This window comes from Bacillus sp. D386 (assembly GCF_006346415.1).
Genome location: NZ_VEMV01000005.1, coordinates 119,195 through 142,267, shown reverse-complemented (window position 1 = coordinate 142,267; position 23,073 = coordinate 119,195). Strand labels below are relative to the sequence as shown.

At 37.7% G+C, this 23,073-nt stretch carries 19 protein-coding genes; 7 read left to right on the top strand and 12 right to left on the bottom strand.

Going from position 1 to position 23,073, the window contains the following annotated elements:
- The 3 genes from cydB to FHY45_RS15640 all read right to left on the bottom strand — a co-directional run bounded on the left by cydB (nt 1) and on the right by FHY45_RS15640 (nt 3,571).
- A complete protein-coding gene (cydB, locus tag FHY45_RS15650) occupies nt 1-1,011 on the bottom strand; it encodes a cytochrome d ubiquinol oxidase subunit II (RefSeq protein ID WP_066104733.1) in 1,011 nt (336 codons plus the stop codon).
- Nucleotides 1,008-2,399, bottom strand: a complete 1,392-nt coding sequence (locus tag FHY45_RS15645; protein ID WP_139892435.1) for a cytochrome ubiquinol oxidase subunit I — start codon at nt 2,397-2,399, stop codon at nt 1,008-1,010. The genes cydB and FHY45_RS15645 overlap by 4 nt, the downstream gene beginning before the upstream one ends.
- Before the next feature lie 398 nt (nt 2,400-2,797).
- A complete protein-coding gene (locus FHY45_RS15640; RefSeq protein ID WP_139892434.1) occupies nt 2,798-3,571 on the bottom strand; it encodes a hypothetical protein in 774 nt (257 codons plus the stop codon).
- 226 nt (nt 3,572-3,797) lie between these two features.
- On the opposite strand from FHY45_RS15640, the gene FHY45_RS15635 reads away from it, so the two are divergent.
- The 3 genes from FHY45_RS15635 (at nt 3,798) to FHY45_RS15625 (ending at nt 6,637) form a co-directional block, all read left to right on the top strand.
- Complete coding sequence (locus tag FHY45_RS15635; RefSeq protein WP_139892433.1) at nt 3,798-5,591, top strand: M3 family oligoendopeptidase; 1,794 nt, start codon at nt 3,798-3,800, stop codon at nt 5,589-5,591.
- 131 nt (nt 5,592-5,722) lie between these two features.
- Nucleotides 5,723-6,202 carry a GNAT family N-acetyltransferase gene (locus FHY45_RS15630; RefSeq protein WP_139892432.1) on the top strand — a complete coding sequence of 160 codons (480 nt, stop codon included), beginning with the start codon at nt 5,723-5,725 and terminating at the stop codon, nt 6,200-6,202.
- Nucleotides 6,203-6,220: 18 nt separating this feature from the next.
- Complete coding sequence (locus FHY45_RS15625; protein WP_139892431.1) at nt 6,221-6,637, top strand: GNAT family N-acetyltransferase; 417 nt, start codon at nt 6,221-6,223, stop codon at nt 6,635-6,637.
- Between the two features lie 161 nt (nt 6,638-6,798).
- Here the strand turns inward: FHY45_RS15625 and FHY45_RS21270 are convergent, their stop codons facing one another.
- On the bottom strand, nt 6,799-7,065 hold the full coding sequence (locus FHY45_RS21270) for an ester cyclase (protein WP_077248057.1): 267 nt from the start codon (nt 7,063-7,065) through the stop codon (nt 6,799-6,801).
- A gap of 424 nt (nt 7,066-7,489) precedes the next feature.
- On the opposite strand from FHY45_RS21270, the gene FHY45_RS15615 reads away from it, so the two are divergent.
- Together FHY45_RS15615 and FHY45_RS15610 are read left to right on the top strand one after the other, a co-directional pair.
- Entirely contained in the window at nt 7,490-10,192 is a 2,703-nt protein-coding gene (locus FHY45_RS15615) for an ATP-binding protein (protein ID WP_180349998.1), read from the top strand.
- Between the two features lie 378 nt (nt 10,193-10,570).
- On the top strand, nt 10,571-11,380 hold the full coding sequence (locus FHY45_RS15610) for a class I SAM-dependent methyltransferase (protein ID WP_066104713.1): 810 nt from the start codon (nt 10,571-10,573) through the stop codon (nt 11,378-11,380).
- Between the two features lie 50 nt (nt 11,381-11,430).
- On the opposite strand, the gene FHY45_RS15605 is transcribed toward FHY45_RS15610, so the two are convergent.
- From FHY45_RS15605 to FHY45_RS15580, 6 genes are all read right to left on the bottom strand, one after another.
- Nucleotides 11,431-12,060: a nitroreductase family protein gene (locus FHY45_RS15605; RefSeq protein ID WP_066104710.1), complete on the bottom strand. Its 630-nt coding sequence runs from the start codon at nt 12,058-12,060 to the stop codon at nt 11,431-11,433.
- Nucleotides 12,061-12,273: 213 nt separating this feature from the next.
- Entirely contained in the window at nt 12,274-13,296 is a 1,023-nt protein-coding gene (locus FHY45_RS15600; protein WP_066104707.1) for a DUF2804 domain-containing protein, read from the bottom strand.
- A gap of 126 nt (nt 13,297-13,422) precedes the next feature.
- Entirely contained in the window at nt 13,423-14,868 is a 1,446-nt protein-coding gene (locus tag FHY45_RS15595; RefSeq protein ID WP_139892429.1) for a peptidoglycan endopeptidase, read from the bottom strand.
- A 434-nt stretch (nt 14,869-15,302) separates the two neighbouring features.
- Entirely contained in the window at nt 15,303-17,222 is a 1,920-nt protein-coding gene (locus FHY45_RS15590) for a PTS fructose transporter subunit IIABC (protein WP_139892428.1), read from the bottom strand.
- Nucleotides 17,223-17,234: 12 nt separating this feature from the next.
- Nucleotides 17,235-18,146 (bottom strand): 1-phosphofructokinase, encoded by a 912-nt coding sequence (gene pfkB, locus FHY45_RS15585; RefSeq protein ID WP_139892427.1) that lies wholly within the window; start codon nt 18,144-18,146, stop codon nt 17,235-17,237.
- Nucleotides 18,143-18,895 (bottom strand): DeoR/GlpR family DNA-binding transcription regulator, encoded by a 753-nt coding sequence (locus FHY45_RS15580; protein ID WP_139892426.1) that lies wholly within the window; start codon nt 18,893-18,895, stop codon nt 18,143-18,145. The genes pfkB and FHY45_RS15580 overlap by 4 nt, the downstream gene beginning before the upstream one ends.
- A gap of 293 nt (nt 18,896-19,188) precedes the next feature.
- Here FHY45_RS15580 and FHY45_RS15575 point away from each other — a divergent pair, with 293 nt between their 5' ends.
- Nucleotides 19,189-19,578 carry a thiol-disulfide oxidoreductase DCC family protein gene (locus tag FHY45_RS15575; RefSeq protein ID WP_139892425.1) on the top strand — a complete coding sequence of 130 codons (390 nt, stop codon included), beginning with the start codon at nt 19,189-19,191 and terminating at the stop codon, nt 19,576-19,578.
- Between the two features lie 56 nt (nt 19,579-19,634).
- Here the strand turns inward: FHY45_RS15575 and FHY45_RS15570 are convergent, their stop codons facing one another.
- Together FHY45_RS15570 and zwf are read right to left on the bottom strand one after the other, a co-directional pair.
- The gene (locus tag FHY45_RS15570; RefSeq protein WP_066104694.1) at nt 19,635-20,252 is read right to left on the bottom strand and encodes a cyclase family protein; all 618 of its coding nucleotides are present in this window, start codon (nt 20,250-20,252) and stop codon (nt 19,635-19,637) included.
- Nucleotides 20,253-20,283: 31 nt separating this feature from the next.
- Nucleotides 20,284-21,768, bottom strand: coding sequence for a glucose-6-phosphate dehydrogenase (gene zwf / locus FHY45_RS15565; protein WP_066104691.1), 1,485 nt, complete (start codon nt 21,766-21,768; stop codon nt 20,284-20,286).
- A gap of 232 nt (nt 21,769-22,000) precedes the next feature.
- On the opposite strand from zwf, the gene rnz reads away from it, so the two are divergent.
- Nucleotides 22,001-22,918, top strand: a complete 918-nt coding sequence (gene rnz / locus FHY45_RS15560; RefSeq protein WP_139892424.1) for a ribonuclease Z — start codon at nt 22,001-22,003, stop codon at nt 22,916-22,918.
- The last annotated feature ends 155 nt before the right edge of the window (nt 22,919-23,073 follow it).

Genomic DNA, 23,073 nt, shown 5'->3' with positions numbered 1-23,073 from the left:
TTAATGACTCACCGGTTCCTTATCAGAAATACGCTTTCTGAATACATAGTAGCTCCATATTTGATAGCCAAGAACGAAGGGAAGTAATATTAATGCTACGATGGTCATCACCTTAAGGGTATATGGTCCACTGGAAGCATTCAATATAGTTAAGTTATATTCGGAACTAATTGAACTGACCATTACTCTTGGGAACAGACCAACAAATAACATCGTAACAGTAAATAGCATAGTTGAAGCCGTCATAGTGAAGGCTAAAGCTTCCCTTTTCTTTGCTGAGAATACATAACCTAATACGGTTGTTACAACTGCACCGAGCAGGAATAATGGTGTAGCGAGCGGCCGTACTTCAAATAAGTCTGTCATTGTATAGGTTAGTACGGCGAAAACTATAAGACCTGCTAATAGAATTAAATATATTTTTGATACTAAAGAACGTGCACGATCACGAATCTGCCCCTCTGTCCGAATGCCGATGAATGTTAAACCATGCACAAGGCATAACACAATCATCGCGATTCCGCCAACAATGGAGTAGGGGTCAAAGTAATCTCCAAAGCTAGCATACATATTTTTGGATGCATCAATTGGCATTCCACGTACAAGGCTAGTAAAAAGAACACCCAATACAAAAGCAGGTATTATACTGCCGACAAATATCATCCAATCCCAGAAACTAATCCACTTTTCATGGACTTTATGTCTGAATTCAAAAGCAACTCCTCGTACAATTAAGGCCAGCAGGAATAAAACAAATGGTAGATAGTACCCACTGAACATGGTTGCGTACCATTCAGGGAATGCCGCAAAAATAGCACCGCCTGCAGTAATCAACCATACTTCGTTTGCATCCCAGAAAGGCCCGATGGTAGAAACCAACTGATCCCGCTCTTTTTGATTACGCGCGAGAAAACGAGTGGACATTCCCACGCCAAAGTCAAAGCCTTCAAGAATAAAGAAACCAATAAATAAAACAGCTACAAGGATAAACCATAACTCATTTAGACTCATGCTCCAAAGGCCTCCTTGTCAAATAAATCTACATCTGGTTTTGTATCAGTGGTTTGGTATGGTCCTTTTTTAATTTGTTTCACAATAAGAGTGATTAATACGACAGCAAGAACAGTATAGGCCCCCAAAAATACAATAATCGATGTTAACAGCTGTCCTGCAGTAACATTAGGGGATACGGACTGTGCAGTCGTATATAATCCAAAGACTGTCCAAGGCTGCCGGCCAATTTCAGTCATAATCCAGCCAGCTGTATTGGCGATAAAAGGAAGGGCTATTGCTCCAACCATTGCTTTTAAATAGAGTGATTGATTTATTAGGTTATTTTTCTTGATAAATAATAGTCCTAAGGTTGCTAACCCCATAATAATAACTCCAGCAAAAACCATAATGCGGAAGCTCCAATAAACAGCTCCTACCGGCGGGATATAATCGCCTTCACCATAAAGCTCTGTGTATTTCTCCTGGAGTGTATTCATTCCTTCTACAGATCCCTCAAAGCTATTATAGGCTAAGATACTTAAAGCATAAGGGATTTCAACAGACCACTTGTTTTCACGGGTTTCTTCATCAATATTAGCAATTAGCGACCAGCTTGCCGGGTCACCGCTATCTTCCCATAAACTTTCACTGGCTGCCATTTTCATAGGCTGTGAGGACATTAAATGCTGTGCCTGCCAGTGACCAGTAAATGCGATTCCAAGTCCTGAGATCATCGCCACAATCATAGCGATCGTAAATGATTTCTTAAATACATCTAAGTTTTGCTTTTTCAATATTTTAAATGCACTGATCCCAGCTACTACGAAGGCTCCGGTTGCAAAAGCCCCAAAGACCGTATGTGGAAATTCAACAAGCAGCTGAGGATTTGTGATAAATGCCCCGAAATCATTTAATACAGCTTTGCCATTCTCAATCGCAATCCCAACTGGTTCCTGCATAAAAGAGTTCGCAGCGAGAATAAACAAGGCAGAAAAAATGGTACCGATTGATACAAGCCATATAGATAGTAAATGAACCCATCTTGGCAATCGGTCACGCCCAAACATCCATACACCAATGAATGTGGATTCTAAAAAGAAAGCCAGTAAGGCTTCAATAGCCAATGGAACACCAAATACATCTCCGACAAAGCGGGAGTATTCTGACCAGTTCATTCCAAACTGGAATTCTTGGATAATTCCTGTAACTACTCCGACAGCAAAAGAGATGAGAAAGATATTTCCCCAAAACTTTGCCATGTCCAAATAAATTTCTTTTTTCTTAAAAAAATACAATGTCTCCATAATAGCAACTAAAAATACCAATCCAATGGATAGTGGTACAAAGAAGAAGTGATAGATTGTAGTTGCTGCATACTGAAACCTAGCGAGATCCAATACTTCCATTTAACTGTTCACACCTTTCAATTCTTATGCATTGTTCATTCATTCACAAAACAGACGAAAAAAAACCATTTATAAAGTGCTGTCACCTCTATTATAAAAGTAACTAATTATTTTTGCGTGAATGAAGAGTTGGCTTAAATAGTTTAAATTGTTTAGTAGGTTATCCCTATGTATATATTAATAATTAGTTAAATTTACAATGACCTTGTTTATATTAGATATAATAGTCCTATAATTTGCAAATATCTATAACTAAACTAAAATTACTATAATTAATTCAAATTTATGAAACAATATTGTCACAAAAGCTGCGCAAACGAATTGTCATTCGTTTGCAAATCAGTTGACAAAAAGAACAGCTTGATTTTAATAAATCAAGCTGAAGAGGAAGATCAAGATTAATATTTTACCAACTTGTAGCCTTTTATTTTGCAGATATGATTCATAGCCTGATTAAACGTAGCAAATGTTTCATTCTTTATTTTTGTTCCCTGGTTTACGATTTGGCGGACAAGAGTAGTGGACAGGCCTGTATATATAGCTTCTGTACCCAATAAAGCAAGGGATTGAGAGATGACCTCCAGCTCTGCCACAATATATTCGTCATCCAGTGAAGTTACGCTAGTAAAATCAATCACCATATAGGAAGCCTGTTTATCAGAGCTTTCATATAAAGCCTTCTCTTTGATCTTATGAAGACGATCTTCCGACAAAAATCCAGTAATGGGCATTAAAAGTACATCATCCAGAATTGTTTTGATGATAGGAGCATACATTTCTTCCATCATCGAATGCCCTTTATGTATTTCTTCTTCATAATCGGTTACATCCTTCCAAGTGAGCATATAACCTGTTAAACCATTGTTGAATGTAAAGGGATTTATTGCAATCTTAGCTGTGTATTTATTGAAAAATATAATTCTGCTGGTATTGGGGAAGGAATCGTTTTCGAGTATTGTCCTCTTGCAGTTCCCCCCTTGATCAAATTCTGCTATGTTTCTCCCGATATATTCTTCCTTACTTGATAAACCGGTAAAAGGACTTAGACATTGAATTAATTTGTCAGCGTAACGGTTGATAAATATGATGGTTAATTGATCATCACAAATAAAAATATTTTCTCCTACTGCATTTAATAATTGATAAGTCTCCTCTGATTGAAAATATCCCATAACCTGTCTCCTTATTTTCTTCGTGCTGTATTAACTCTCATTATACGGAATAATATTGGATAGATAAAAAGTTTTACTTTATATATTAAAAAGGGTAACCAATCAAGAGGTTCAAGAGGATGAGTAGATAGCATATGGGAGACAGTACTATTATTGAGGAAAATATATATCCAACTGGTAATAAAAGTTGTATACTGAAAATTGTGAAAAGACAGGAGGTTTTTGAATGAATTACTCTCTAACATGGAATTTGGATAACATATTTCCAAATGGCTCTGAGTCACCTGAATTACTATCAAAATTAGCTGAAATCAAAGAGCTGTTAAATACATACAAAGGGGAAGTAAAAGCTTGGCAGGCTCCTTCAGACGTTAGCGGTACCAAAGAGATTGTTTCTATATTAAAACAAACAGAGGTACTGCAAAAAGCAATCTATCAGGTATCGGCATTTCTTGAATGTGCTACTGCCCAAAATGTCCATGATACAAAGGCGGATCAATTAAATGGAGAAGTATACACATTAATAAGTGAATTCGAAACAGTTTTTACAGGATTTACAATTAAACTTGTCCAAATAAATGATGCTGTCTGGCAAGAAATCATCGAACAACCAGAAATTAGTGAAATAGCTTTCTATATTAATGAGCAAAGGGAACATGGTAAGGAACAATTATCGGAAGCTGAAGAAGCACTCATTAATGCATTGCGCGTAGATGGATATGTCGGGTGGAGTACCCATTACGATTCACTTGTAAAAATGATTGAGATTCCTTATACAAATGAAGATGGCGAGACTGTTCATTTATCAGCTGGCCAAGCTTTTAATAAGATGCACGACGATCCTAATCCAGAAGTCCGAGCGGAAATTTTCAAGAAATGGGAAAAAGCCTGGGGAGAAAAAGCCCCTTTGTTTGCTGACACGATTAATCATTTAGGCGGCTTCCGTTTGGCTAATTATAAAATGCATGGTGTTGAAGATTTTATGAAAGAGCCATTGCAGTATAACCGAATGAAGAAAGAAACATTGGATGTAATGTGGGATGTCATTGCAAAAAATAAGCAGCCTTTTGTAGAGTTTCTTAAACGTAAGGCAAAGCTTTTAGGTAAAGAGAAATTGAGCTGGGTAGATGTTGATGCACCGATCGTAACAACGGAACCGATGCATTACACATTTGATGAGGGAGCAAAGTTTATCATCGATAATTTTGCGAAATTCGGTGATGAATTGCCTAAATTTGCCCAGGAAGCATTTGAAAAGGCGTGGATTGAAGCAGAGGACCGTACTGGCAAGCGTCCTGGAGGATTCTGTACTAGCTTTCCTGAAACAAATGAATCACGTATCTTTATGACCTATTCAGGCTCACCAAGCGGTGTAGCAACGCTTGCTCATGAACTAGGTCATGCTTTCCACAGCCATGTATTAAATGATAAGCCATTCTTTAATACAGATTACGCGATGAATGTCGCTGAAACAGCATCTACATTTGCTGAACAAATTTGCTCTGATGCCAGTGTCCGTGCTGCTGTATCGGATGCAGAAAAAATCACATTGCTCGATAACAAAATACTAAATGCAATTGCTATGTTCATGAACATTCATGCCCGTTTTATTTTTGAAAAAAATTATTATACAGAACGCAAAAATGGATTGGTTTCCGTTGAGCGCTTGAACGAAATGATGGCATCTGCACAAAAAGAGGCATATCAAAATTCTCTGAGTGAATATCATCCAACCTTCTGGGCAAGTAAATTGCATTTCTATATTGCAGAAGTGCCATTTTATAATTTCCCGTACACGTTTGGATATTTGTTTAGCTTAGGGATTTATCACTTATCTTTAAAAGAAGGTAAGTCATTTGAAAAGAAATATATTGCATTATTGCAGGATACAGCTGCTATGACAACAGAGGAGCTTGCGATGAAACATTTAGGTGTAGACCTAACGAAACCAGATTTCTGGCAGGCTGGTGTGGATCTTGCAATTGCTGATGTAAATGAATTCCTTGAATTAACGAAATAAAGGGAGAAATTCCTTTTGTGTGGCATTGTCATTCTTTAGAGGGTGGCAATGCTTTTTGACTTTGATAGATCATTCAAGCATGTAAAGAGTAAACTATAGGATAGATGGTTGAAAAGGGGATTAGATATTAAATGGTCATACGTTCATCAAGAATTGAGGACTACGAACAATTAATAGAACTTGAAAATTTGATTTGGAATTATACAAATACACCGATGCCGATCGTTTGGGAATCAGTAGCCGATTATGCTCAGCATTTTCCGCCGGGAAGCATGTTTGTCGCAATTGAGAACGGGAGAGTTGCGGGCTATATGTCTGTTAAATATCCTACTCCGTTGGAGAGCAATTGTCATGTATGGGAAATGGCGATTGGTGTCCATCCTGACTTTCAGGGCAAGAGTATAGGCAGTAAATTATTGCAGTTTCTGGATGAAGAGGGGAAGAAGCGTGGGATCCGAAAAATTTCTTTAAGGGTATTGTCCACAAATACACCGGCTATTTCTTTCTATAAGAGGAATGGCTATATTAAGCAAGGTGTATTAAAGGGAGAATTTTTTCTGAATGGTCAGTATGTGGATGATATACTAATGTATAAAGAACTCGTTGATTAAGAAGGAGAGGTTGTTTGAGTGATTAAAATAGAGCTCGGCACCGAAGGAGATCAAGCGTTTATCCGAGAACATTTAATTGATTTTAATCGACGAAAACTGCCGGAGTATAATGATACACCGTATGGGAAAGTCACCTATGTGGTAAAGGACGACCACAATCATATACAGGGCGGAATCGCAGCTCATTACAGCTGGGGAAGAATGCAGATTGATTTCCTGTGGATTGACGATCAATTGCGACAAAAAGGGGTAGGGAAAGAGCTTCTGGCAAGAGTTGAACACTATGCAATAGAAAAAGGATGTACACTTCTGATGTTGGATACATTCAGCTTTCAAGCACCAGATTTCTATAAGAAAAACGGATTTTCCGTATTTGGAGTGATTGAAAATCATCCAGAAGGACATCATCAATATTTTTTACAAAAAAGAATCTGAAGTGTTAATTCATCTAATTGATTATTAAATTCTACTACTAAAATATTACTATATTACAGTGGATGCGGTTAAAATCATGTGTTTTTATATGGAACAAATCGAAAAAAATGGATTAAAAGAGCCATTCAGTGGAAATTCTTAAAAGAATAGCTCTACATAATTTAGTTTGTAGCAAATTTAACTCTTAACTGCTGAATAAGCTGTAAATCACTCATTTCACACCATTGTTCGGCAATTTTACCATTCTCGATTCGAAATATGATGATACCCGTTTCTTTAACCTGTTGATTTTCAGAAGGAATATCCAGTAATCCGCCTTTATAAATGCTATATCCGCTATAGCATGCAACGATTTTATCCCCTTCTTCAATCGTGTCATGAACGGTCCATTCGCGCTCAAAAAAGAGGTGTAATACCAGGATAGCCAATTTTTAAAGTGCTCGATACCGACATAGCCCTCGTCATTTCCCTGAGAATGAGTAACCATATCCGCTGATGCAATATCTTTTAAAATATCTGTATTCCCGTCCGTAAATACATCCCGAAACCATACTTTAACGATTTCTTTTTTATCAACGCTTCGCAAAGTAAAAACCTCCATTTTATCTCATTATACAAATTCGAAACGTCGCCAAAAAAACTGTATTTCTTTTCAAAATAAAAGCTGTAATATTGGAATACAGAGAAGTTGCTCACTTTTTTTGATTACTATTTTCTTATATATAGCTTGTTGATTGTTGTTCAATCAGTCATACAGTATTTTGTATGAACTGGCTAATAATACCGGTATAAATAGAAAACTTAGGATATTAAAATAGTTAGGTTGAATACTAAGCGTAGAGGATGAGGATGATGATTAGCAGTAAATTAGGATTTGGAAGGAGATTCCAAATTTCTATAATCCTGATTATGGTGGTAATCGTACTCTTTTCGGTAATGACCATCCAGAATTTAAATAGCTCCCGTGAGGACTTATTAGAAATTGTAGAAAATCGATATAAAAAAGTGAATTATACTTATGAGATAGAAAAGAACGTCAGTTCATCAAAAATGTTGGTTGGGAGTATTGCGAATGATCTATCAGGAGTAACATCAGCTACTATACAAGATAAACTTGCTGAAAATCATGTCAAGATTGAAGAACATTTTGCAAAAATCCATGGTATGACACTAAATGAGGAAGCTAGGGAAATATTAATGGATTGCGCATCCCTATATCGTATATACAAAGAAAACGAACGAATAATCATAATGGAACTAATACAAGACAATGAGTACGTTAGTAAAAATTGGAAGAAAATAGAGGAATCAAGTTCTAAGCTAACAGAGTCAATAGAAGAGTTTATTAGCTATCAAGAGGAGATGATGGAGGGCGCATTTAAACGGGCAAGTGAAAAGTACAATCATTTGTGTCAGGTTGTTTTCTTGTTAACAATAACTTCCTGCGGGTTAATTGGGTTAATTGGATACTGGGTTATTCGTTCAACAACAAAGGACTTAAAACAAATAACAACTGTATTGAAAGAAATTGATTTAAATGATCCATCGACCCTCCACAGGCTTGAAGTAAAAACGGATGATGAAATAGGTCTGATTGCTGAAGCTTTTAATAATATGTCCGTGTCTTTAGAAATCTACAATAAAAATGAGAAAGCGTATTTGAAAGATATCAAGATACAGAACTGGGTACTATCAAAAATTAATGAAATAACAAGCTTAACACAAAGTGCCTTTGATATAAATGAATTTGCAAAACGTCTTCAAGGGAAGCTTGCACCATTAGTAGGTGCTTCGATTGGGGCGCTCTATTTGAGGGGTCAAGCTGATGAAACATGTTTTTATCGTGCAGCATCCTATGGTGACGGTGGAAAAGATCAATTTAAAGTTGGTGAGGGGATTATTGGGCAGGCTGCTATTGATCAACAAATAGTCCTGTTAGAAGATATCCCGGAAGATTACCAATTACTTTCAACAAGCTTGTTTGAGACAAAACCTAAAGCGTTTTTGGTTGTCCCGATTATTTATGAAAACATCACGATTGGGGTTCTTGAATTTGCAAGTATAACAGGCTTTTCAGATATACAATACCAAGCCATTCAGCAGGTGAATGAATCTCTCGGTTTGGCTATACACAGTGTTCTAAATAGAATGGAAATTGAATGTTTGCTAAATGAGTCAAAAGCAATGACTGAAGAATTGCAGGTTCAGACTGAAGAGCTTCATTCACAGTCAGAAGAATTAATGACGATTAATGAACTTCTGGAAGAACGTGAGCAAGAAGCTATACAAAAAACGAAGGAACTTGAACAGTCCCAGGAAGAATTAAGAATTAAAAATGAACAATTGCAGCTAAGCTCAAATTATAAATCCGAATTTCTGGCGAATATTAGCCATGAACTTCGTACTCCTTTAAATAGTATTTTAATTCTTGCAGAGATGTTAATAGACATAGATAGTGATTGTTTTTCAGCAGAGGAAAAAGAGTATATTGAATATATTTATTCGGCTGCAGACAGTTTAACATCTTTAATTAACGATATACTTGACCTTTCAAAAATAGAAGCTGGAAAGTCTGAAATCACATATAGCAAAATGAACATCAGTGAGTTGGTTGAAACCTTAAATATATTTTCGCCACAAGCCGAAAGAAAACAACTTGGTTTCACCATTGAAATAGATGAGAATCTACCTTCCTATTTCTATACAGATGTACAAAAAATTCAGCAGATCGTAAAAAACTTACTATCAAATGCTATTAAGTTCACAGAACGAGGAAAAGTGTCTGTGAAGGTGGAAAAAATAATCCATACATGTGATGAAAAAGATAACCATAATACCACTCAATCTGACGAGTGGATAAAAATTGTTGTCATGGATACAGGTATAGGAATCCATAAAGATAAGCAACAAACCATTTTTGAGGCCTTTCAACAGGGAGACGGATCTACTGTACAAAAATATGGTGGAACAGGCTTAGGTTTATCAATCTGCAAAAAATTATCCTATTTGCTTAACGGTCATATATTTGTTGAAAGTGAAGTAGGGAAAGGTAGTACGTTTACTCTTTATATACCGTATCTACAGAATCAGGAAAATATTAATGTAAATCAAGGGGATCAATATCATCAGATGATAGCAGAAGTGGCTGCGGCTAAAGAACCAAATGATATCCAATTGGACATACTCCATGGAAAAAGAGTGCTTATTACAGATGATGATCAGCGTAACATATACTCACTAAAAGCAATTCTTGAAAAAAAGAAAATGGAAGTCTTAGTAGCTCATAATGGAATCGAATGCTTGGAGATTCTAAAAAAGGATTGCCAGATTGATATGATCCTGATGGATATTATGATGCCTGAATTGAACGGATATGAGACGATGAAACGTATCCGTCAGAATTCAGAGTTTGCATCACTACCGATTATTGCCTTAACAGCAAAAGGAATGAAGGGCGATCGTGAAAAATGCTTAGCGGCTGGTGCATCAGACTATATCAGTAAACCAATTAACCTGGAGCAATTAATATCCGTGATGAGAGTATGGATGAATTAAAAGGAAAATAGATAAGGATTCATTTCAAAAAGTTAATGTTTTTGCCGCTCAATTGGAGTCAATTTGAGCGGCTTTTTTTATGGAAGGACAGAAAAGAAATCTTCTGTAATATAGGTTTATTCTCTACTAGTAGTAGGTTCATTCAGTAGACTTGGAGTCAAATCATTGATTGTTAATTTGAGCTTCTATGGCACTAATTCCTCTTTGAAGGATTTTAATTTTCTAATCTATTTTAGTTCTTTATCATAAATCACAAGCATAGAGGGAATGGTTGTTTTCCTGCTTCACGAATAATATTTTTAACAATTAGGAGGGTTTTAAGCTCTCTTTCTTGAACATAAGTAGTCAAATCGTTTTATAGTTTAAAGGGGGATCGGTATGAATGAGATTGTTGATTACTATAGTGAATTTGATGAGTGGGGAAGATTAGACAGGGAACCAATTGAGTTTCAGGTGAATTGGCATTATATTAAAAAATATTTAACTCCATCAGGTACTGTTTTGGACAATGGAGCAGGCCCAGGGAAATATTCGCTTAAGCTGGCTGAAGAGGGGTATCGCGTTACCCTGTCGGATTTGACACCGAGCTTGGTTGATATTGCTGAAGATAAAGCGCGGGAATTGGGACTGTTTGCCCAATTTGATGGGTTTTATAACATAGATGCAAGAGACCTGTCTGCAATAGAAGATGAACAATTCGATGCTTCATTAATGCTAGGGCCACTATACCATTTGCAGCAGGAAGAGGATCGATTGATGGCGGTAAAAGAATTATATCGTGTAACCAAGAAAAACGGCCTTGTTTTCATAGCATTTATGCCAAGAGTAAAGCACATGTTAAATTCACTCATCTGTCCTGAACATTGGCGGCCAAACAACACGGTGGATGCCATTCGACAGTTTACCGAAACCGGCTGTTTTAATCATGCAGATAGTGGGAGATTTACGGGTGCATACTATTATCGTGTAGAAGATATAGATCCATTTATGAAATCAAGTGGATTTGAAAAAGTAGCTTTAATAGGATCTAATATAGGTTCTATGGTTACAAATCATCAGTGGAATTATTGGAGAGAGAAGGGTGAAGGCGAAATGGGAAAAATAGTAGACCTGTTGATTGAGTATGCAAAGGAACCATCTCTGCTCGGTACATCATCACATTTACTTTATATTGGTCTGAAAAAATGAAGAATAGAGCTGCCAACTAGTGTGACAGCTCTATCCTTATATCATCTCGATTAGATAAATGTAGTAATATCTTCTACAGGTAAGCGTACGGTTTTAAAGTAATGATCTCCCTCTGCTTTACCAATTGCGATTAATACTAATGGAATATATCTTTCGTCCACATTGAAATTTTTAGCAAAAGCAGTTTTATCGAAGCCGCCCATCGTAATGGTATCCAGCCCACGATTTTTCGCTATCAGCATTAATTGCATGGAAACAAGACCGGCATCAAAGCTTGCCATATTAGCTCTTGTTTCTAAAGGTGCACCCGGATAGACCCGTTTAACATCATTCACGAGCCTTTGTCTATTTTCTTCGTCAACATAGCCTGCTTCAAACATCATATCGTAGATTTGATCTGCTTTTTTATACATTTCAGTATCCCCAAGGACAGCAATAACAGCAGATGCATTTTCAGCCACCTTTGCATTGTTACCATATAAGGCAAGATCTTTCTTTCTATCCTCATCTTTAACTACGATGAAGCTCCAAGCCTGCATATTGCTAGAAGATGGAGCTAAAGTAGCTTCCTCAAGGATGCTTTTTAATTCTTCTTCGGAAATTTTAAAAGAAGCATCATACTGTCTGATCGAATGACGTTCCTTAATAATCGTTGATAAATCTTTATGTACATTTGACAAAGTAAATCCCCCACAGTTCCATAAATAAAGTTATTATTATATGCTTTGCTTATTTTTAGTAAGTAACAAGTAAATTGTAATGTTGCAACTTACATTTGTCAACTCAATCGCCAGTTAGGAACGCAAACGATATGGATTGTGAAAAAACATGAAGAAAACTAACTTTTTTTTAGGCAACTCCGTATATCTATATTTGAATAAGTGAACATCAATCTACCATTTTGCTATATGGTCTTCAATACAGCCAAGCATTTGCTTGATTGTCAGGATAGTGCTGTCCGGTAAGCGTATTTCTCCGTTATAATAGCCTACCATTTGATGTACTTCTGATTTCACTATAATAGCATCAGTCTTGGCGATCCGTTCATATAGAGGTGTAAAGGTGAGCCTTACACAATCAGTCGCCAAAGAGTCAATCTTCCATGGCTGCATGAAATCATGTTTATTATAGTGAAATTTCATATCTTCACTGATTTTTGTCAGCCGTCCATTAACTAATACGGCATTTTCATTAAAGCCTGTCCCATCAGTCCATTGTCCGCCAAAATTTAGACCAATTACATCATTTCCTTGTTTACCAGATGCCATTCCCCAATTCCAGGTACAGTTTCTTGGCCAGATACCTCGTCCGTAATCTAAGCTGGCATAGCTTTCATCAGGAGTAAATTGATAGGTTTTAGACCCAATAGTCAGCGTCCCTTTAGTAGGAAGACAGTGCATTTTCGTTGTTAATTGAAATGTTTGATCACTCCAGGGTATGACAACACTCAACGAATCCGTTTCAGGATAGCTAATTTCAAAGTTTGCCAGCAACGGTTTTTCGTTAAAATTAGGAATCTCTACGTTCAGCTGAAAACGATTATTTTCCCATAATATAGCGATGTCCATTTGTTTGGAGGTGAGTTTAGTACTCGCCAATACATCATTAGGGAGCGCTTTATTACTTTTAAAAGGAAATAAGGCTGTTTTCTCAAAAAATGTCTTGGTGTTTAAATCGAGATAATAAACAAAGCAAACCATTGCGAAATCTAAATGGCTGATTGTAGCCGAAAAAAGAACATCTTTATTTGTTATACACCAATAGTTCCATTTCTTTTTACGAAGAAAGCGTCCAGTGACATTTCCGCTGATAAGAGGCTTTCTCGACCAGCCTATGCTATCAGGTATTAAATTACCTTTTTCATCGCATAAATGAACTGGTTCTATTATTTCTCTTTCATTATATATATGACTCATCCTTAACAACCTTTCTATTAGAATTACTATTTGTAGTACAGATCTATTATTAATTTATCATTAGAGGGAAGGTGAGTCTATTGGTGAAAAAACAGCGAGCGGGTAATAGAACCCGCTCGCTGAATCTTAATTAGCGTATAATCGCTTATAACTATCAAAATGTTTTTTATAATAGCTGTTGTTTGTACTAGTAATACGTACTCCGCTGTTATCAGCATGAATAAATTCATTATTTCCTAGATAGATGCCTAAATGGGAGATTCCTTTCTTATATGTACCGGAAAAGAAAATGAGATCTCCAGGCTGAGGAGAACTTACATAATAGGAACGATTAAAGAAACCTTCAGCCGTGTATCTTGGCATAGAATGTCCCGCTTTATTAAAGACATAATAAAGAAAACCGCTGCAATCGAACCCAGATGGTGTTGTTCCTCCCCACACATATTTTGTGCCGATCAAGCTTTTACTGATGGAAATCAGATTAGATGTAAAAGCTAAGTTTCCTATTGTTTCCTGAGCGGAAGAAGACCCGCTTGAAGGTTCGGAAACAGAAGGCAAATCACTTGCTGCCTTTGAAATTTTCAGCTTTTGCCCCACATAAATCACATCAGATTTTAACCCATTCATCGATTTGATTTGTGAAACGGTCAAGGAATAGGTTTTAGCAATCTTACTTAGCGTATCCCCCGACTTAACTGTATAGGTCGTTGAAGTAGCAGTACTGCCGGAAGAGCTTGAAGAGCTGCTTGACCCTGTAGTAGTAGAAGGCTTAGACACCTTTAACACTTGGTTAGGGTAAATAATTGTACTGGATAGGTTATTCCAGCTCTTAAGTTGACTGACCGTAATTGAATGCTTGTTGGCAATTTTACTTAACGTATCGCCAGATTTCACCGTATAAGTAGTAGCGGATGAACTACTGCTGGAAGAACTTGTAGAACTTGAGCTGCTAGATCCAGTAGTAGTTGAAGACTTAGTCACCTTTAACGTTTGATTCGGATAAATAACTGTACTCGATAGGTTGTTCCAGCTCATAAGCTGACTGACCGTAGTTGAATATTTACGGGCGATTTTACTTAATGTGTCTCCTGACTTTACCGTATATGTCTGATTGGTAGACACTGATGTACTTCCGGAAGAAGAATGATTGGTGCTTGATGAGGATCCGGAAGCACCTTCGGCCACTTTAATAATTTGACCAGGGTAAATGAGATCATTCTTTAAATCATTCCAGCTCTTTAGTTTACTTACAGTCGTAGAGTGCTTAGCAGCTATTGCTGATAAAGTATCTCCTGATTTAATGGTGTAAGTTTTAGAACTGATAGAACGTTCGGTAATACCGGATGATGATGTACTGCTAGATACTGTGATGACTTGGTTTGGATAAATAATGTCACCTGTCAAATCATTCAACTTCTTTAAATTCGAAACCGTTGTTTTGAATTTTGAGGCAATAAAAGAAAGTGTATCCCCCTTTTTAACTGTATATGTCGATGCTGCAGAGGCTTCTTGAGCAAAAGCAGTCGACATGATTGCAGCTGCAGTGAGGGTCACAACTTTTATATGCTTCATTTGAATCAACTCCTTTACTAGCTATTTGATAAAAATACAATATCGTTATTATATTAGCATAGTAAAATTTTAGATTAAAGTTATAAGTATTAATTTTCGCTGTTGTAAGAATATGAGATTAATAAAATTTAGAAATAAAACTTACTATTTTTTATTTTTTTAGAATAATTAACAATAGGAGGAATTTAATACCTGGGTAGGGGGTGAGTGAATATTCTGGTTGCAGACGTACAAATTTAGGGAAGTGTATAATCGATGTAAATTATATTATAGTGAACCATTAGGCAGTTATATATAAACGAGTTAGAAAAAACAAAGAATTAAGCTCAGCAGTTATCCAAAGAAATTAGATATTAGCTTTAACAGTAAGTTATATGCGGATTTTGTGCATATAAAAAAGAATGACCAGAAACAAGGTCATTCTTTCTTTTTGCTTACGCAACATCCTTAATAGTTGCATTCTTTTTCCAAAAGCCTAAAAGAACAGCTGTTACTAGTGAACCAATTAGTATGGCTAAAAGGTACATAAAAGGATTATCTATTAATCCAACAACGAAGATACCACCGTGTGGAGCTGGAGTCGAACAGCCAAATGCTGCAGATAAGGCTCCAGCCGTGGCAGCGCCTATTACAGAACTGACGATGACTCGAATTGGATCTGCTGCTGCAAAGGGGATTGCTCCTTCCGTGATGAAGGAAGCACCCATAACATAGTTTGTAAGACCAGACTTACGTTCCGAGTCAGTGTATTTATGTTTAAAGAATGTAGTGGATAGTGCGATACCAAGCGGTGGGACCATTCCTCCAGCCATAACAGCAGCATGGGGGACACCATTGCCGGCAGCAATTGCTGCTATACCAAATGTGAAAGCAGCCTTATTGATAGGACCTCCCATATCGACAGCCATCATACCGCCGACGATTAAACCAAGGAACACTGCGTTTGTACCGCTTAAGTTTTCAAGCCAATTAGTCAGCCCTTTATTCATGGCCACAACCGGGTCATTAATGATGAATATCATAATTAGACCGGTAATTAATAGGCCAAATAAAGGATATAGCAGTACTGGTTTGATACCTTCCAAAGAAGTTGGCAGCCAATTGAAAGCTCTTTTCACACCAAGAGTTACATACCCTGCAAGGAAACCAGCGATTAATCCGCCAAGGAAGCCTGCGCCTGCCGTTGCAGCTAATAAGCCGCCGACCATACCGGGCATGAAACCTGGGCGATCTGCAATCGAGCTGGCAATGAAACCAGCAAGTACAGGTACTAATAAGAAGAACGCACCCTTGTCTCCGCCGCCAATGGTATTGAGTGCTGCAGCAAATTCATTGTAGCCCGGTGTCGTTGGATCGGTTGGGTTAATTCCGCCAAATAAGAAGGAAAGGGCAATTAAGAGACCGCCGCCGACAACGAATGGAAGCATATTACTTACACCGCTCATGAGATGTTTATATATTTGAGCGCCTATCCCTTTTTTCTCCTGATTCCCGCTATCCTGATTAGTGGATCCGCCTTTGGCTTCGTAAATTGGGGCATCCTGTTTTAAAGCACGGTTAATTAGTTCTTCGGGCTTGCGGATTCCTTGTGCTACAGGAACTTGAATCACATGTTTGCCATTGAAACGATTCATTTCAACGTTTTTGTCTGCAGCAACAATGATTGCACTTGCCTTTTGAATGTCTTCAGCAGTGAGAGGGTTTTTGATACCGGTGGAACCATTTGTTTCTACTTTAATATTTACATTCATTTCTTTCGCTTTTGCTTTTAAGGCATCAGCTGCCATATAAGTATGTGCAATTCCAGTTGGACAGGCAGTGACGGCTAATACATAACCTTCTTCATTTGCCTCTGCAGTATCCGGTGCAGGTTGATCTTTTGAATCTTCATTTTCAAGCTCATTCTGTTTGGCATCAATAATAGAGAGGATTTCATCCTCTGAAGAAGCTTTCAAAATAGCCTGACGGAAATCATCATACATTAGCATAGAGGAAAGCTTTGATAATGTATCAAGATGAGTATCGTTTGCTCCGTCAGGCGCGGCTATCATAAAGAACAGGCGAGCAGGCTGCCCATCCAATGATTCATAATCAATTCCGTTAATGGAACGACCGAAACATAGGGCCGCTTCTTTAACAGCTGCCGATTTAGCATGGGGGATTGCAATCCCTTCACCGATACCGGTTGTGCTTTGCTCTTCACGTTTCATGATTGCTTCATGATATCCTTTACGATCTTTCAGTTTGCCTGCTTGATCTAGTTTGCTGACAAGTTCAGCAATAACTTCTTTTTTGTTACTGGATGAAAGATTCAGGATAATAGTATCTTTCTTTAACAGGTCTGTGATTCTCATGGTTTCACTTCCTTATAGTTTTTGAATTTCAACTTGCGGGAGAAGAGCTTCGATATGTTCTTTTTCGGCAAGGTCGTAGTTGAATGCTGTTGCACTTCCAGAGGCAACTCCATATTGAAATGCTTTTTGTATATCCTTCGTTTGATCCCACTTCCCGATAAATCCAGCTACTAAAGAATCGCCTGCACCAGTAGAGTTTTTTACATCTCCTTTTGGAATCGTAGCTGTATAAACTCCATCGTGATTAATAAGTAAAGCTCCTTCGCCTGCCATAGAAACAATTACGTTTTTAGCACCTTGCTCAACAAGAATGCTACCGTACTGAATGGCCTCTTTGGTTGTTTCTATTTTCGTATCAAATAGTTCCCCAAGTTCATGATGATTTGGTTTCACAAGAAAAGGATGTTCTTTTACAACATCGAGTAAGGTTTTTCCGCTTGCATCTACGACTACTTGTATACCTTGTGCTGCATATTCCCTTGTTAACTGCTGATACAAATCTGGCGAAATGGAAGGAGGGATGCTGCCTGACAAAACGAGAATATCCTCCTTAGTCATCTTTGAAAGCTTTTGACGGAGTTCATCCATTTTTTCGGCGCTTATGTATGGCCCTAATCCATTAATTTCAGTTTCTTGCCCAGTTTTTAGCTTTATATTGATTCGGGAATCTTCATCGACATTGATAAAATCTTCAGGTACGTTCTCTTTTCTCAAAGCATCGAGAATGAATCCACCCGGAAATCCACCGCTAAAACCAAGTGCGGTTGTTTTTGAACCAATTCGGGAGAGGATACGTGAAACATTTATTCCTTTTCCTCCTGGATATTTAGCTTCTTTGCGCATTCGATTTAAGCCGCCAAGTTGAAAATGATCAACCTCTACGATGAAATCCACCGATGGATTTAGTGTTACGGTATAGATCATGATTTCACTACCTTTATTTTTGTATTCATCTTATACTTAGCCAATTTGGCTGAATCCATCCCGCTGGTAATTATAGTTGCTTGATTCAGTTCAGCCACTCTGGCAAAGGATGTTTCATCAAATTTACTGAAATCGGCTAATATAAAAGCTTCTTTCGATAAATCGATGGCTGATCTTTTTAATATAGCTTCCTCTGGGTCAGGTGTACTGAAGCCCCAATCTGGATGAATGCCGTTTATTCCGAGAAAAACTTTATCAAACCGGTAGTTGTTTATATTATTGATAGCCTGACTGCCAATTATTGCATTTGTAGATTTCTTGATGCGGCCACCAATTAAATACGTAATAATATTGCTTTTCTGAAGTGCAGCTGCCTGCATAATCCCATTTGTGACGACTGTAACGGGTTTATTTTGAATGAAGGGAATCATAGCAAGGGTTGTTGTACCAGCATCAAGATAAATACAATCACCATCATCAATCATACTTACAGCTTCTTTGGCGATTGCTTTTTTTTCGCTTGTTCTGGAAGTGGATTTCTCCAGAATCGTTGGTTCAATGCTGCGTTTTTTCACAAGTTCAGCTCCGCCATGTACTCTCTTTAAAATAGACATGTCTTCCAATTGGCTTAAGTCTCTGCGAATTGTGGATTCTGATGTATGTAATTCTTTTACTAGCTCCTGTATTTTGATGAAGCCATTTTGGTTGATTTTTTCGATGATATATTGCTGTCTTTCTGAAGTCAGCAATCCAATCACCTCCCTACCGTTTAAATATAATGTGTTTATAAATAAAAATCAATCAAATTCATTCAAAATCAATCAAAAAGATTCATGAAGTTTTTAAAAACTATCATAGGGTTAATTCTTTATAGCACCTGAGATGGTTTTTAGATAAAATCCATTATTTAATAAGATGGGTTTAGTATAATCAAATAGAAGAATTTATATTTTGGGGTAACAAAATTGTCTATATCACAATAAAGAGGGTAACTTTATCAATAGAAACCGAAGGGGCAACTTGAGAAGGGGGTTAGTAGAAGATGATTGTATTATTTGATGGGGAATGCAATTTTTGCGATAAGAGTGTTCAATTTATCATTAAAAGAGACCCGAAAGGAATTTTTGTTTTTGCCTCCCTGCAGAGTGAAGCAGGCCAGCAGTTATTAAAGGAATACCATGTTCCTGAAGGAATAGACAGCTTAATTTTACTTGAACCAGATAATCACAAATACTATATGAAGTCTTCGGCTGCCTTAAGGATATGTAAACATTTATCGGGTTTATGGAGTATGTTGTATGTCTTTAAGCTGGTTCCAAGAACTATTAGAGATAGAGTGTATGATTTAATTGCGAGAAACAGAATTAAATGGTTCGGTAGTAAAGATCAGTGTATGTTGCCTTCACCGGAAATTCGAAAAAGGTTTTTATGATGGGTTCTACATCAAAAAAATCCACTTTCGCAGGCGAAAGTGGATTTAATCATTTATTAAAGCATACCATCTAGCAATAATACACGAGACGGAGCAGCATCAATGCCTACCAATTTAAGCGGTGCTGCGACCATAAAGTATTCACCGGCAGGGACATCTTTCAAGCGCAAACCTTCAATAACAATTACATCGTTTGCAAACAGGGTTCGGTGAGTAGGGTGTCCAGGTTGAGCACGTTCAACACCAAGCCCATCGATACCAACACCATTAATGCCAATCTCAGACACATGCTTCGCACCAGACTCACCTAGCGCGATAAATTCAAAGTTAAATTCTTCATCGAAAGAGTTTTTTGTTTTTAAAAGAATGAAGTCACCTTTTTCAATAGGTAAAGACTCAAGATCTTCTTTTTCAACTAACCCTGTTACATGAGTTAAATCAAATACTTTACACTTACCAACGAGACGTTCAAGTCCAATTGTTTCAATAGTAGCACCATCATTCATCATATGAAGCGGGGCATCTGTATGAGTTCCGACATGGGCATCAAGAGTAATGCGGGATTCGGTAACATGTCCGTTTGTTACAGTGTTGAAAACTGGCTGTTTGTCCTCAATATTTTTATAAACGGGCATTCCAGTGTAAATTGGCATAGAAACATCATAAATTTTCATATTGGTTTCTCCTCCACAACTTTATTTTAATTTACTCGTCTTCTTCTTCAATTGCCCACCAATGGAAGCCATCTTTTGAGAGCAGTTCATCTGCGCTCTCTGGCCCCATTGAACCGGATGAATAATTAGGGAAACATCCAGCAGGTTGGCTTTCCCATGCACGAGAAATTACATCTGTGAACTTCCAGGACAAGGCTACTTCATCCCAATGGGAAAAGTTTGTTGCATCTCCGCGCATCGCATCGAAAAGCAGGCGTTCATAGGCTTCAGGGGTATTGAATCGGTCGTATTTGGAAGTCCTAAAGCTTAATTTAACTGGTGTTTTTCCGCCTTTTTTAGCATTGAGGTGAAGCGTGATTCCTTCTTTAGGCTGGATATTAATAACTAGTAAATTAGGGTTTAGCTGCTCTTCAGTTCTATAAAACAGATTCATCGGCACGTCCTTAAATTGTACGACAATCTGAGTAGACTTCGCCGCAAGCCGCTTGCCGGTACGGATATAGAACGGTACACCGGCCCATCTGAAATTTTCAAATAACAATTTTCCGGCTACATAAGTTTCTGTATTGGACTCTGGGTCAACCATATTTTCAGAACGGTATGCTGGTAAAAGTTTGTCACCGACTTGACCTTCACCATATTGACCGCGCACAAAGTATTGATCTACTTCATCTTCCTTTATAGGGCGAAGGGAGCGAAGTACTTTAACTTTTTCACTGCGGATCTCGTCAGTCGTTAATTTAATCGGAGCCTCCATCGCAAGCAGTGAAACAATTTGCATAATATGGTTTTGAACCATATCACGCAAGGCACCGCTGTTCTCATAATATCTGCCTCTATCTTCAACTCCGAGAGTTTCTGTAGAGGTAATCTGAACATTGGCTATGTAGTGATTATTCCAAAGCGGTTCAAAAAAAGCATTTGCAAAGCGAATCACTTCAATATTTTGAACCATTTCTTTCCCTAAATAATGATCGATTCGATAAATTTCATTTTCGGAGAATGATTGACGAAGCTGATTATTGAGCTCTTCAGCTGATTTAAAATCATGGCCGAATGGCTTTTCGATAACTAAGCGTTTATAACCGGCTGTATTGGTCAATCCATCTTCTTTTAATCTTGTGGCAATCGGTCCAAAATACTCCGGTGCCATCGCAAGATAAAATAGTCGATTTCCATTTAACTCATATTTTTCATCCAATTGGTCTGCCAAGAGACGCAGTTCTTCATATGATACACTCGCTTGGCTGACATCCAGTGATTGATAGTAGAAATGACCGGCAAATTCAAGCTTTTCTGAATCAGTGCCATGTTCATCGGCAACCGCTTCCTGAATATGTTGTTTAAGACGATCTGTTGTCCATTCGCGTCTGCCAATTCCTATACAGGCGAAGTTTGAAGATAATCTGCCTTTCGTGTATAGACGGAATAATGAAGGGAAAAGTTTCCGTTGCGCTAAATCTCCAGTAGCCCCAAATATCAATATTAATCCTGATTGTTTGTCAATAGTGGGCATTCAGAACCTCTCCTTATATGGTAATTACGATAGTTTATTTTATCTCTTATTCAACTCTTTATCAATGGATTGAATTTTTTCCATCTATACTTAGTTTACAGATAAAGAGGGAGAAAATAAAATATTTTATCGCTATATTAAAAATGTGGAAGTATTCGGATTTTCTCAAATGCTGAAAAAAAAGGAAGAGTGCTGTAAAATAGATGTATTCAAATAGGCTGGAGGAATTAGATTGGAATTTGTATTTTTAGGAACAGGAGCCGGCATACCGGCTAAGCAGCGAAACGTATCTTCGCTTATCCTGCAGATGAATGAAGAGAGAGGGGCAAGCTGGATGTTTGATTGTGGAGAAGCGACTCAGCATCAAATATTACGCACGCCTGTAAAAACGAGAAAAATAGAGAAAATATTCATCACGCATCTGCATGGTGATCATATATATGGGCTACCTGGCTTACTTGGCAGCCGTTCATTTCAGGGGGGGACAGAACCGCTGACCATTTACGGACCGGTAGGAATCAAAGAGTATGTGGAAACGTCCTTGCGTTTGAGCCAAACTCATTTAAAATATGATCTGTCATTCGTGGAAATAGTAGAAGGTGGTCTGCTATTCGAGGATGAGACATTCAGAGTGGAGGTATTGCCTTTAGATCATGCTATTTTAAGCTATGGGTATCGAATCGTCGAAAAAGATAAACCCGGAGAACTACGGGCTGATTTATTAAAAGAAGCTGGAATTCCGCCCGGTCCGTTATACAGCAAGCTGAAAAAAGGTGAAATGGTCCAATTGGAGGATGGCCACATAATAGATGGCAGAGATTATATCGGAACACCTAAGCCGGGGAGAGTGATTGCTATATTGGGTGATACCCGCCCGTGTGAAAATACTGTCAATCTGGCATTGCACGCTGAATGCATCGTTCATGAAGCTACTTTCCAAAAGGGACAGGAAGAGATGGCCGCTGACTATTTTCATTCGACTACCATTCAGGCAGCCGAATGCGCTGTAAAAGCGGGTGCCAAGCGTTTAATCCTCACTCACATCAGTTCCAGATTTACTATGGATGATGAAATAGAGCTTGTTAATGAGGCCAAAGCTGTTTTTGCAAATACTGAATTAGCGAGAGATTTTTCGGTTTTTAAGCTTTAAAAATAAATCGATAAACTAATAGTAGAGATAGCAGGAAGCGTATGTCCTGCTATCTTTTTTTATTTCTGGGATAAGCATAGTTTTATTAGTTTTAATTAAAAACCCTTTTGTAAGAAAATGTAATACAATTGATGTATACATATATAGGGGGAATA